Origin of the sequence: Legionella maceachernii, assembly GCF_900167045.1 — a bacterium.
GTDB classification, from domain to species: Bacteria; Pseudomonadota; Gammaproteobacteria; order Legionellales; family Legionellaceae; genus Tatlockia; species Tatlockia maceachernii.
The window spans coordinates 253,767-265,807 of sequence record NZ_FUXJ01000005.1 but is presented as its reverse complement, the minus strand read 5'-3'; the positions used below and the strand labels follow the sequence as shown (position 1 = coordinate 265,807).

Genomic DNA, 12,041 nt, shown 5'->3' with positions numbered 1-12,041 from the left:
TAACTAATTAGTGATTTTATATTGAAAAAGAGCGTTTATGCGAAGGAATGGATTCTTGATTAGTCGATTCAATCATGGAAAAAGAAGTATGCCTTCCTCCTTTACGATAATAATCCGTTAGTGATTTATCCAATTGATCGATAACAAGATTGAGTTGGCTTAACGCTTTCTGCAGTTCATCATAAGGAAGAGAGGAGTCTACGGCCCTCAATTGCGGTGTCATTTGACATAACATTAATCCGCAATGAGCGATAACCTCACCACATACAAATTTTAACACTTGGCAATTCGCCGCACTTCTATTTTGAAAATACACGAGTGCTGAGGTTCCAATAACTGCTTCAATAATTTCCACTATACGAGCAAAAAGAACAAATTGCTCATCACTAGAAGCTTTTTCAAAAAACAATTCCGATAAATCGGACCATTTTTCCAATTGAATAAAAAAATTATTTTCCCTTTCACTGTATTGCCGAGAAGAGTTGAATTTTTCTTTTTTATGAACAAAATTATTTATTAATCCTAAACAGAGCAACATAAACTCAATTCGTGCTAAAAAAAGCTCTCCTTGAAATTCATGCCCTATTACGGGGCGTACCTGCTCGATAATTTCCCTAAATTGTTTTCTAAAAAACTTAAAATCAACTGTACGCTTATTTAACATGTAACTTGCGACCAGATCATAAATAGCCGCGCGTACATTCTCTGCAGCTTGGCCGCTTACATCATCAGTAAATTTTAAATTATTTTTTAACCCCTCCAGCTGAAGCACAATCCCTATTTCTTCTACAAAAAAAGCATCATTATTTGTCTCAAGCTGGATATGGAACAATCCCAAAACTTTGAGGGAGTAGTACAATCGTTCTAAGGTTAATTTTAATTTAGGAAAGTTTTGGAATTCAGCAGCGCTCTTTTTAATATCACTAAGACAGGCCGCGGCGAAGTTTGCATAGGAAGAGGCGTTTCTATTATAAAGGTAGGCATAACTGGCAATCTTTAGGCGGAAAATAAGCGTGTGGAGTCTTTCATTTTCCAGCTCAAATTCGTGTACCAAATGAATGAGGCTCTGCAAGTGAATATAAAATTGCTGTTCATTCTCCGATAATTCAAATTTTCTCCAAAAATCGGAGTGAATTTCCTCATAAATAGAGGCTATAAAATCATCAAATTCAGTACTTCTTCCTAAAAGAAATACGGTTTCGGCTAAAAAGCCGTAAAGCAATGGCGGAGGCATTTTTTTAAACGCAGGTGTCATTTGGGATGGAATAATCTTAAGATTGTAATTTAATTCCTCTAATATCCATTTTTCCAGCGAGTTCATTGCGAGTACAAAGGCCTGTGCTCTAAAAGGTAAAGGTTGTTCTGATGAAGTAAATGTTCTTTTTCCTGTTTTTAGCACTTGTTCATAAGAATTGATGGTTTCATCTAACCCTAAATATTTGGATTTAATCAGTAATGGAATAAAATCAATATTTCGAAAATCATAATTTTCATTTCCATGTTTAGCATAAACCAAAACGAGTCCAACTAAGTATTTTGCAAAATAATTTAAATCGATGCTGCCTTCAGGAGCATCATTAAATCTTGCAAAAAGCTTAGAAATGACACCAAACATCATTTCAATTTGAAAATGAGTATTCGCTTCAGTTTTAAATACGGTGCGCTTCAATTTGACAAAGAAAAATTTTAGAAATTCTTTAGCATTATTTTGTTCTGTCGCTTTCACTTTGTTAATAAACGACTTAATTACTTCTTTATACCACATACTGTTTAACCACTAATTATTGACAACCCTAATAAAATCCATGAATCAAAATGTTCCTAAATCTTGCCTAAAGACGATAGAAATTGCTCTACTTCCTTACTCGATAATTCCTTCCAACTTCCTCTGACTAAGAAGCGCGGAAGAGCTAATTGCCCATAGCGGATGCGAATAAGACGACTCACCTCCACCCCCTGTGATTGCCATAAACGACGAACCTCACGATTTCGTCCTTCACTGAGTGTGACATGATACCAAGCATTAGCTCCCTCACCTCCCCTAAATTCTATACGCTTAAATTGCGCATGCCCATCGTCCAGTTCAACTCCCTTTAACATCGCATCAATTGCCTCAGTGCTTACTTGTCCATGGACACGTACCGCGTACTCTCTTTCTAAGCCAAATTTAGGATGCATCAGACGATTAGCCAGTTCGCCATCATTCGTAAAAATCAATAATCCGGAGGTATTAATATCTAAACGCCCGACTTGTACCCATCGCCCTTGTTTCAAGGGCGGTAGTTTATCAAAAACGGTTCTGTTGTGCTTCGGATCATGACGACTGGAGATTTCCCCAACTGGCTTATGGTAAATCAGAATACGTGTTTTGCTTTGTCTTGTTAAAGGATTCGCGATGAGACGACCACGTACACTAATTTTATCATTCGCACCTGCACTATCTCCTACCTTGGCTGTTTTGCCGTTCACCTGAACCATACCCTGTTCTATCCATCGCTCCATTTCTCTTCGCGAGCCTAATCCTGCTTGGCTTAATATTTTTTGTAATCGTTCGCTACTCATTATTCGACACACTCTTCAAAAGGTTGTTCAGCTACTGGGGTCAAAGCATCCGTGATAACCTCCAAAGCAGGTAAATCACTCAGGCTTGATAAATTAAAATAATCCAGAAAAAGCTTAGTTGTCACGTAGACTGCTGGTTTTCCTGGCACATCACGATGGCCTGCTACTCTAATCCATTCACGCTCAATCAGTGTTTTTAAAATAGAGCTACTGACTGCAACCCCGCGTATCTCTTCAATATCAGCTCGAGTAACGGGTTGGCGATATGCAATAATGGCTAATGTCTCCAAAAGTGCACGGGAATATTTGGCTGGTTTTTCAGCGTAAAGCCGGCCAATCCACACACTGTATACCGGTTTGGTCTGCAAGCAATAACCACTTGCTAAGCATTTCAGCTCAATGGCTCTAGTTTCATAATCCTTCGTCAGCTCATTTAATGCGGCGAGAAGTTGTTCTCGATTTGGCCTTTGCCACTCATCAAATAGGGCTTGCAATCGCTCAATCGATAAGGGCTGATTTGAATTCATCAGTAAAGCTTCCACTATAAGCTTAAGTTCACTTTCATTCATCATACACAACCTGTAAGTGAATAGTAGCGTAAGGATTCGCTTGAGTAATAATCAGTAGCGATTGCCTAGCGAGTTCCAATATTGCTAATAACGTGACAACGAGTCCCATTCTACCTTCCGTTCGCTTAATTAACTGGGAAAATACCATGCTCTTCCCCTGACTGAGCCGGTCCAATATGAGAGTCATACGCTCCCTGACTGACAAAGGTTCGCGAGCGATTTGATGGTGAGCTAAGTGACTTTGCCGCTTAATTAATTCATGCATTGCTTCAACTAATGCATTAAGCTCCACATCAGGATGCAAAACAGTCTGGGTTAAATTTTCACAAAGAATCGAAAATCGAAATACATCCCGATCACAACGCGGTAAATTGTCTATTTCTAAAGCGGCGTTTTTAAACTGCTCATAGGTTTGCAATTTTCTAACCAACTCCAATCGAGGATCTTCTTCCATTTCTTCTGTCTGGCTGGAATTAACGGGCAATAAAAAGCGCGACTTTATTTCTGCAAGCATTGCCGCCATCACCAAATAATCAGCCGCTAACTCCATACGATGCTCTTCCATCAGGTGAATGTATTGCATGTATTGCCGAGTAATATGGGAAATGGGGATATCCAAAATATCAATATTCTGGCGCCGAATAAGATATAACAATAAATCTAATGGACCTGAAAAAGACTCCAACAAGATTTCCAATGCATCCGGAGGAATAAAGAGATCAGAGGGTACTTCAGTAATGGGTTTGCCATCAACAACAGCTAATATCGAAATAGGCAGCGATGACACCTCAAGACTCATTAGTAATCCAAACCCATGACTTCACGAACAGTATTAAGATTTTTATTCGCTTCCTCTCGAGCTGCCTCTGAACCCTCAGCAATAATGCGTTTTACTGAACCAAGATCCGCTTCATATTCCTTTGCAGCAGCTTGAATTGGCTGTAATTCATGGTTAATGGCCTCAATTACTGGCCTTTTACAATCGATACACCCAATTCCAGCGGTACGACAACCCGCCTGCACCCATTCTTTTACCTCTGCGGGTGAATACACTTTATGCAATTGCCAAACCGGACATTTGTCAGGCTCACCTGGATCAGTACGTTTTACGCGAGCAGGATCCGTAGGCATTGTTAAAATTTTTCTCTCAACTTGTTCAGGCTCCTCCCGCAATTGAATTGTATTATTGTAGGATTTTGACATTTTTTGGCCGTCTATACCGGGCATTTTTGAAGTTTCAGTGAGCATGGGCTGGGGTTCAGGTAATATAATTTTTCCTGAGCCATCTAAAAAGCCAAGTAAGCGCTCCTTATCCCCAATTGACAAATTACTTTGGTTAGCAAGTAAGGCCTTCGCAGTACTTAATGACTCTAGGCACCCTTCTTGTTGAAAAGCTTTGCGTAATTGAGTGTAAAGAGAACCATTTTTTTTGCCCATTTTTTTAATAGCCTCTAAAGCGAGTGATTCAAAATTAGGCTCTCGACCATAGAGAAAATTAAAACGTCGGGCTATTTCACGCGTTAATTCAATGTGCGCTACTTGATCTTCGCCAACAGGCACGTAATCGGCTTTATACAAGAGTACATCCGCGCTTTGTAGCAGTGGATAACCTAAGAACCCATAAGTCGATAGATCTTTATCATTTAATTTCTCTTGTTGATCTTTAAAACTAGGAACACGCTCAAGCCAACCTAGCGGTGTAATCATGGACAATAAAAGATGCAATTCAGCGTGTTCAGGTACCCATGATTGAATAAAAATTTTCGACAAGCTCGGGTTTAATCCGCAGGCAAGCCAATCAATGACCATATCCCATAAAATAGACTCGATAAAACCTGGCTCATCATAACGAGTGGTTAAACCATGCCAATCGGCAACAAAAAAATAACAATCATATTGATGTTGCAGCTTAAGCCAATTTTTTAATACACCATGGTAATGACCTAAGTGTAAGCGGCCACTTGCACGCATACCCGACACAACTCGCTTATTAGCACTGAATAAGGCTGACATCTAATCTTTCACTCTCTTTATAACTTATCAATTATCTAGTCATTTTAACTGCTAGAACCTTTCAATTGTCGTCTTCGCATTACACTGGCATTTGGAGACAACAATATTTTGAATAACAAAATCCAGTAAAACACTCTACCTGAACGGCTCTGGATCCCCTTTTCCTTCACGTAAAATAACCGGATAATCCCCTGTCAAATCCACCACTGTCGTGGGTTGATGACCGCAATTTCCACCATCAATGATTAAATCGATTTGGTTCCCCAACAAATCTCTGATTGCTTCAGGCTCACTCAGTGGGGCTGATGCGCCAGGTAAAATGAGGGTTGTGCTCATTAATGGTGCCTCAAGGCATTCAAGCAAAGACAGCGTGATGTTATTCTCTGGTACTCGTAGCCCTAGGGTTCTGCGTTTAGGATGTAACATTAACCGGGGAACTTCATGCGTTGCATTTAAAATAAAAGTGTAAGATCCGGGCGTAAAGGCTTTTAACAAACGAAAAATGGCATTGGAAACTTTTGCGTAAGTACCCAATTGAGATAAATCACGACACACTAGGGTCATATTATGGTTTTTATCCAATTGACGCAGGCGTCTAATCCTTTCGAGCGCGGATTTATTTCCCAATTTGCAACCCAATGCGTACCCTGAATCAGTTGGATAAACGATCAATCCGCTTTCGTCGATGATTGCGGCTGCTTGCCTTAACAATCGAGCTTGCGGGTTATCAGGATGAATTGCAAAAAATTGGCTCATTAATATCCCCTGTTACATAATCCATTGGTGCCAAATGGGCACACAGTTTAACGGTAATTGCCGTTGTCTTCCAAGAGAAATACGTGACAAAGACCCACCATGGTAGTCTGAGCCAGTAGAAGCAAGCAACTGGTTGCGTACGCAAAGTTCAGCCATTTCTTGCACTTGAGCAGGCGCCATATCCCCTGAAACCACTTCCATTCCTATGCCACCTGCTTCTTTAAACTCACAAATTAATTCTTGTAGTTTTGTACGGGTAAGGGAATACTTTAGCGGATGCGCAATAACTGCACACCCTTTCGCTTGCAGAATCCCTTCCACCGCTTCGCGAATAGAAATCCAAGGCGTTGGGACAAAAGCAGCCTTTCCTCTCGCTAAGAATCGATCAAATGCTACCTGTAGATTTTTTGCCAAACCTTCATTAACAAAAACTTGAGCTAAATGAGGACGAGCGATACGTTGATGACCTGCAATAATACATGCTTTGTTATAAGCATCTTCAACACCACAAGACTCCATTTTTTCAGCAATCTGCTGTGCTCGCTCAATGCGACTTTCACTCTGTTGCTTGATTAATGTTTGTATATGCTGATTATTCACATCAAAATTTAAACCCAAAATATGGATATCGTATTTTTTCCAGCGCGTGCTAAATTCTATGCCGGTGATAATTTTAATGGAATATCCCGCTGCGGCCTCTCGAATGGCCTCAACACCCGCTATCGTATCGTGATCCGTTAACGCCAAAGTCTTAATATTGGCTTCCAATGCTTTCGAGACTAAGGCTTGAGGTGAGAGTATTCCATCAGAAAAATTACTGTGGCAATGTAAATCAATCATAAGTGAGCAGAGGTTTGAGTTAGCGATAAAATAAACGTATCTGTTAAGTATATCAAATCCAATCTAATAGAATAACCTTAAAAAGGCAAGAAGACCAGTTTTTCATAACGAACTCTAGGGAATACGCATCTAACTTTTGAACATAATACTCTCTTTTGCCTGGTTTGGTGCATTTTGCGAGTGGATTCCTGCAATCCAATCATGATCGAAGCCTTGATTCACGCATTAAAATTAACTTGTTGGTTTTATACAGTAACATTAGATGTGTTTACTCTATAATGAACTTAACAATGCCTACGCTATACTAATAATATAGGATGACTGATTTGAGCACTTCCATGTCTGCAAAGATTCACATTGTGTTGGTCGAGGATAATGTCATCAACCGAAATAAAATGAAACAAATTCTCGAGACGCTATTTCCTTGTCAGGTAACGACATTTACCCACGGCATTGAGGCGGCTAATTTTCTTCTTGCCCCATCAAGTCAGTATGATCTAATTATTCTGGATGGCCGGTTACGATCTTTACCCCATACCCTGCAAAGCGTTGCCATTGATGGTCCGGATATTGCTGAAAGCTTAAAAGAAAAGGGAATCAGAGCCTCGGTTATTTTATGGACTAACGATCCAGACATGTTACAACGTTTTGATGATGTTTATGGAAGAAGGCTTCCCGAAATTGAAAAGCCTTGTCGAGAATCCAACGTGAGAGCTGTGCTAGATCCTATTATTCAGTCCATTATCTCAAATGGAGCAGCGCTGCCCAATTATGGTCAGGACAATGAGCCCTCAAAAATCTCATCTTCTCTTAATTAAGTTCATTGGATTATCAACTTAAGTTGCAACACTTGCTAAAAAACCTGTTTATGAACTATCCTTCACTCAAGAGAACTTACTTTTTTTAATATCGCTTTGAGCAGTACACTGCATAACGAAAAACTTGCTTTTCCTAACCTGAGTTCGCACCAGCTGGCAAATCTGTGTGGTGCTTTTCACGAGAATATTCACTTTTTAGAACAAGTTTTTAACATAATCATCAAGATTGGTCATGAAGAAATTGCCTTATTTGGAAGTTCAATCACTCAACTCCATAAAGCAAAACAAATCATCAAACAACTCCATCAATTTGCGGATAACCCTATTCAGGTTGAATTCATTCATTCTTTATTAGTTGGACAAGACGAGGATTCTCAAATTACTATGTCACCTATCAAATTGTCTCGTAAAACCATTCTGCCTCGCAATACAAAACAAGCCGATTATTTAACAAGTATCAATAAGCATGATATTGTTTTCGCAGTGGGTCCCGCAGGTACTGGCAAAACCTATCTAGCGGTTTCTAAAGCAATTGAAAGTTTTGAAAAAGGCGAGGTTCAGCGGCTTGTTTTTGTGCGTCCAGCGGTTGAAGCAGGTGAAAAATTAGGTTTCTTACCCGGCGACCTCGTGGAAAAAGTTTTACCATATTTGCGCCCTATTTATGATGCGTTGTATGAAATGATAGGCTTTAAAGAAACCCAAAAACTAATCCAAACGGATGTTATTGAGGTTTTGCCTTTGGCGTTTATGCGCGGTAGAACATTAAATGAAGCCTTTATCATTCTCGATGAAGCACAGAATACCACGATCACACAAATGAAAATGTTTTTGACTCGTATGGGTTTTGGTTCCAAAACAGTCATTACGGGTGACATGACACAAATTGATTTACCTAAAGGAACTGATTCAGGTTTAGCGCATGCCATTCATTTACTTGCCAACATCAATGAAATCAGTATTCATACCTTTACAAGCCGTGAGGTAGTGCGGCATCCTCTGGTTTCTCAAATCATTGATTGTTACGATGAGGTCAAAAAGGGAAAAGAATAATGAATTACCATATTGATTTACAACATGCTTGTCATAATCCTATTCCTGTCTCTGATGAATTACTCATCAAATGGGCACAATTCGCTTTAGTCGATCACAAAGAATTTGCTGAACTGACTTTACGCTTAGTCGATGAAGAGGAAATGATTCACTTAAATCATGCCTATAGGCAACAGAATAAAGTAACCAATGTGCTTGCCTTTCCGAGTACTCTCCCTGAAGGTATAGAGCTTGATTTTCCCTTACTTGGGGATGTGATCATTTGTCCATCGGTTTTGCAAAAAGAAAGCGACGAACTGGGTAAGCCCCTTCAAGCGCATTGGGCACACATTGTAATTCACGGGGTTTTACATTTATTAGGCTATGATCATATTAAGGAAAGCGACGCTGAAATAATGCAAGCACTTGAGATCAAGTTACTTGCCAATCTTGGTTTTGCAAATCCTTACCAAATCGAGGGTGACAACATTGAGTAAAGAGGAAGAAAGCGGTTCATTGCTTACACGCTTGAGACAATTTTTACAAGTTGAACCACAGAATCAAGAGGAATTAATTGGTTTATTACGCGACGCACACAGTCGTTCACTGATAGACTCGGAAACATTGGGAATGATCGAGGGCGTCATTCAATTCACTCAAATGCGCGTAAGAGACATTATGTTGCCTAAAAAACAGATGATTTCCATTGCCCAAGATGCCGAGCTTAATGAAGTGATTGAAATTGTGACAAACACAGGACATTCTCGATTCCCAGTGATTGCTACGCATGGAGATGAAGTGATTGGTATTTTGCATGCAAAGGATCTGCTACGCTTTCAGGCAGAGCAAAATGCCGAGTTTGATTTGCAAGATATTATTCGGCAGGCTGCATTTGTACCCGAAAGCAAACGCTTGGATTTGCTATTAAGCGAATTTCGCAATAATCGTAATCACATGGCCATTGTTGTGGATGAATACGGCGCGGTGAGCGGATTTGTTACAATTGAGGACATCATTGAGCAAATTGTGGGCGACATCGAAGACGAATTTGATATTGACGAAGAAGCTTACATTAAGGCTCACAGTGACAATTATTATATCGTTAAAGCGTACACACCTATTGAAGAGTTTAATGAGCAATTACATGCCAATTTCAGTGACGAAAACTATGACACGATTGGCGGCATTGTAATGACAAATTTTGGTTATTTACCGAAACGAGGCGAAGCGATTACCATTGATCAATTCGAATTTAAAGTGATTAATGCGGATGCTCGCAGAATTAAGCTTCTGGCTTGCTATGATAAACGCCAAAAATAGCGAAAAACATTGAGGACAGCGAACCAATGAGCAACCACATCTTAATTGTAGATGACGACACCGAACTCACCGACCTTTTAGTTCAGTATCTAGAGCCGGAAGGCTTTGCAGTGGTTTGTGTTCATGATGGCGAAAATGCCGTCAAAAAAGCACTTAATCAATCTTTTGATGCAATTATTCTTGACGTAATGCTTCCTAAATTAAACGGTTTTGAAGTCTTAAAAGCAATCCGTGAGCATTTGGAAACACCTGTGCTTATGCTCACAGCCCGTGGCGATGACATTGATCGCATTGTGGGTCTTGAAATTGGTGCGGATGATTATTTACCCAAACCCTGTAACCCTCGTGAATTGGTAGCACGATTACGTGCCATTCTCCGCCGCACACAAAAAATACCCGCTCAACGTCCTATTATTGAGCATCAAGGCATTCTCGTGGATTGTTCTAAGCGAATCGCAACGCACCATGGAGAGGTTTTAGAATTAACCAACGCTGAATTTAATATTCTCGAAATGCTAATCAAATCACCAGGTCAAGCTTTTTCTAAAGAAGAGCTCACTGAATACGCCCTTGGCAGAAAGTACACTGCGTATGATCGCAGTATTGATGTGCATATTTCTAATCTCAGAAATAAACTGGGTGATAATCAGGAAGGCGAACCCATCGTAAAAACTGTTCGTGGATTTGGGTATATGTTTAATGCGTAGTTTGTATTGGAAGATTTTTCTGTCCTTTTGGTTAGCTACTATTTTAATTATTATTACCACCGCTTGGGTAACCAGTGAGATTGCACAAAAATCGTCAATCCCTGCTCGTGAGCGCGTTTTTATGGACAGCTACGCAAGCGCTGCAGTTGCAACCTTCGAATCAGGGCGTCATGGAGCCTTGGAAAAATGGCTTGACCAAATGGGTGAATCGCGTGAGATGAATTTATATTTGCTCACTAGCACCGGTGAAATTATTGGCGATCCTGTACCTCCCGACGTGGTCAAACAAATTGCAGCCAATCTGGAAGAATTAGACGATGGCTTATTAAAATTTGGCGATATTATAGTAAGCCATGAAATTCTTTCGACTTCCGGTCGTGCTTACCGTCTTGTTGCCGTGAGTGAAAAACCTCTCGCTCACTTTGTTGAAATTCCTTGGGCTGGATTAACGCTACGCCTACTGATTGCTATCATCATCAGTGGGCTTATCTGTTATTTTTTATCCATTTATCTAACAAAGCCTCTTCGCTCACTCCGACTGGCTGCCAAATCGATAGCTACAGGCAAATTAAACACGCGTGTTGGACGTTTTAAAGGTCATCGCCGCGACGAAATCGCCGAACTCAGTGGTGAATTTGATCGCATGGCAGAACAACTTGAAGGTATTATGAATTCCAAAGAGCGACTGCTGCAAGACATTTCGCATGAGCTACGCTCTCCATTGGCTCGTTTGCAAATTGCGATCGAGTTAGGACGAAACAAAGCGAATCACGCTGCAGAGGCGGAGTTTTGCCGAATGGAAATCGAATGTTTACGGTTAAACACATTAATAGGAGAAATACTTGAGTTCGCTAGACTCGATAAACTCTCAACTCATCTTAATAAAACACTGGTTAATTTACCTGACTTGCTTAAACGAATCATTGCAGATGCTAATTTTGAGGTCAGCAAAGGGAAACCAGTGGTCGTATTGCATCACTCACACAGCAGTGAATTATTTCTCGACGAGCGCTTAATTCATCGAGCTATAGAAAATATCATTCGTAACGCATTACGCTATTCGGCACCTGATCCACAAATCGATGTTAAGTTATACCCTGCAGAATCAAACACTGAAATCTACATCGACATTGAAGATAATGGACCTGGCGTTCCTGAAGAACAACTTGCTAAAATTTTTAATCCCTTTTACCGAGTTGATACCTCAAGAGAAAAGAAAACAGGCGGCTATGGCCTTGGTTTATCTATAGCCCAACAAGCCATTAAATTGCATCATGGGGAAATTCACGCCTTTAATCGCAAAAATGGCGGCTTATTAGTAAGAATTAGTTTACCCATTTTAGTCAATCTCCAATAGCGTCATGCAGGATTATTTAAAACCCACTTTCTGCTGAGCCATGGCCAAAACTATCCTAAACCCATAAACA

General features: G+C 40.1%; 13 protein-coding genes. 6 read left to right on the top strand and 7 right to left on the bottom strand.

Translation table 11 applies throughout. From position 1 onward, the window contains the following. Positions 1-16: 16 nt before the first annotated feature. The 7 genes from B5D33_RS05700 to B5D33_RS05670 all read right to left on the bottom strand — a co-directional run bounded on the left by B5D33_RS05700 (position 17) and on the right by B5D33_RS05670 (position 6,740). The gene (locus B5D33_RS05700; protein ID WP_058451292.1) at positions 17-1,765 is read right to left on the bottom strand and encodes a hypothetical protein; all 1,749 of its coding nucleotides are present in this window, start codon (positions 1,763-1,765) and stop codon (positions 17-19) included. Between the two features lie 56 nt (positions 1,766-1,821). Beyond that, positions 1,822-2,562, bottom strand: a complete 741-nt coding sequence (rluB, locus tag B5D33_RS05695) for a 23S rRNA pseudouridine(2605) synthase RluB (protein WP_058451293.1) — start codon at positions 2,560-2,562, stop codon at positions 1,822-1,824. Continuing rightward, a complete protein-coding gene (gene scpB, locus B5D33_RS05690; protein ID WP_058451294.1) occupies positions 2,562-3,131 on the bottom strand; it encodes an SMC-Scp complex subunit ScpB in 570 nt (189 codons plus the stop codon). Before scpB ends, rluB begins: the two co-directional genes overlap by 1 nt. After that, entirely contained in the window at positions 3,124-3,930 is an 807-nt protein-coding gene (locus B5D33_RS05685) for a segregation and condensation protein A (protein ID WP_058451295.1), read from the bottom strand. Before B5D33_RS05685 ends, scpB begins: the two co-directional genes overlap by 8 nt. Further along, complete coding sequence (locus B5D33_RS05680; protein WP_058451296.1) at positions 3,930-5,144, bottom strand: tryptophan--tRNA ligase; 1,215 nt, start codon at positions 5,142-5,144, stop codon at positions 3,930-3,932. Before B5D33_RS05680 ends, B5D33_RS05685 begins: the two co-directional genes overlap by 1 nt. Positions 5,145-5,279: 135 nt before the next feature. Further along, on the bottom strand, positions 5,280-5,900 hold the full coding sequence (locus B5D33_RS05675; RefSeq protein WP_058451297.1) for an L-threonylcarbamoyladenylate synthase: 621 nt from the start codon (positions 5,898-5,900) through the stop codon (positions 5,280-5,282). 12 nt (positions 5,901-5,912) lie between these two features. Continuing rightward, positions 5,913-6,740 carry a PHP domain-containing protein gene (locus tag B5D33_RS05670; RefSeq protein WP_058451298.1) on the bottom strand — a complete coding sequence of 276 codons (828 nt, stop codon included), beginning with the start codon at positions 6,738-6,740 and terminating at the stop codon, positions 5,913-5,915. A 338-nt stretch (positions 6,741-7,078) separates the two neighbouring features. Here B5D33_RS05670 and B5D33_RS05665 point away from each other — a divergent pair, with 338 nt between their 5' ends. The 6 genes from B5D33_RS05665 to cpxA all read left to right on the top strand — a co-directional run bounded on the left by B5D33_RS05665 (position 7,079) and on the right by cpxA (position 11,971). Continuing rightward, positions 7,079-7,558 carry a response regulator gene (locus B5D33_RS05665; protein ID WP_058451299.1) on the top strand — a complete coding sequence of 160 codons (480 nt, stop codon included), beginning with the start codon at positions 7,079-7,081 and terminating at the stop codon, positions 7,556-7,558. A 162-nt stretch (positions 7,559-7,720) separates the two neighbouring features. Then, positions 7,721-8,608, top strand: a complete 888-nt coding sequence (locus B5D33_RS05660; RefSeq protein ID WP_411550298.1) for a PhoH family protein — start codon at positions 7,721-7,723, stop codon at positions 8,606-8,608. Continuing rightward, positions 8,608-9,084 carry an rRNA maturation RNase YbeY gene (gene ybeY / locus B5D33_RS05655; RefSeq protein WP_058451301.1) on the top strand — a complete coding sequence of 159 codons (477 nt, stop codon included), beginning with the start codon at positions 8,608-8,610 and terminating at the stop codon, positions 9,082-9,084. The genes B5D33_RS05660 and ybeY overlap by 1 nt, the downstream gene beginning before the upstream one ends. After that, on the top strand, positions 9,077-9,907 hold the full coding sequence (locus tag B5D33_RS05650) for a CorC family transporter (protein WP_058451302.1): 831 nt from the start codon (positions 9,077-9,079) through the stop codon (positions 9,905-9,907). The genes ybeY and B5D33_RS05650 overlap by 8 nt, the downstream gene beginning before the upstream one ends. Before the next feature lie 26 nt (positions 9,908-9,933). Further along, a complete protein-coding gene (gene cpxR, locus B5D33_RS05645; protein ID WP_058451303.1) occupies positions 9,934-10,614 on the top strand; it encodes a two-component system response regulator CpxR in 681 nt (226 codons plus the stop codon). Next, complete coding sequence (gene cpxA / locus B5D33_RS05640) at positions 10,607-11,971, top strand: two-component system sensor histidine kinase CpxA (protein WP_058451304.1); 1,365 nt, start codon at positions 10,607-10,609, stop codon at positions 11,969-11,971. Before cpxR ends, cpxA begins: the two co-directional genes overlap by 8 nt. The last annotated feature ends 70 nt before the right edge of the window (positions 11,972-12,041 follow it).

Coding starts and splice junctions, on each gene's coding strand:
- cpxA (WP_058451304.1), top strand. CDS start 10,607: ATGCGTAGTTTGTATTGGAAGATTTTTCTGTCCTTTTGGTTAGCTACT.
- ybeY (WP_058451301.1), top strand. CDS start 8,608: ATGAATTACCATATTGATTTACAACATGCTTGTCATAATCCTATTCCT.
- B5D33_RS05670 (WP_058451298.1), bottom strand. CDS start 6,740: ATGATTGATTTACATTGCCACAGTAATTTTTCTGATGGAATACTCTCA.
- scpB (WP_058451294.1), bottom strand. CDS start 3,131: ATGAATGAAAGTGAACTTAAGCTTATAGTGGAAGCTTTACTGATGAAT.
- rluB (WP_058451293.1), bottom strand. CDS start 2,562: ATGAGTAGCGAACGATTACAAAAAATATTAAGCCAAGCAGGATTAGGC.
- cpxR (WP_058451303.1), top strand. CDS start 9,934: ATGAGCAACCACATCTTAATTGTAGATGACGACACCGAACTCACCGAC.
- B5D33_RS05680 (WP_058451296.1), bottom strand. CDS start 5,144: ATGTCAGCCTTATTCAGTGCTAATAAGCGAGTTGTGTCGGGTATGCGT.
- B5D33_RS05675 (WP_058451297.1), bottom strand. CDS start 5,900: ATGAGCCAATTTTTTGCAATTCATCCTGATAACCCGCAAGCTCGATTG.
- B5D33_RS05700 (WP_058451292.1), bottom strand. CDS start 1,765: ATGTGGTATAAAGAAGTAATTAAGTCGTTTATTAACAAAGTGAAAGCG.
- B5D33_RS05685 (WP_058451295.1), bottom strand. CDS start 3,930: ATGAGTCTTGAGGTGTCATCGCTGCCTATTTCGATATTAGCTGTTGTT.
- B5D33_RS05665 (WP_058451299.1), top strand. CDS start 7,079: ATGTCTGCAAAGATTCACATTGTGTTGGTCGAGGATAATGTCATCAAC.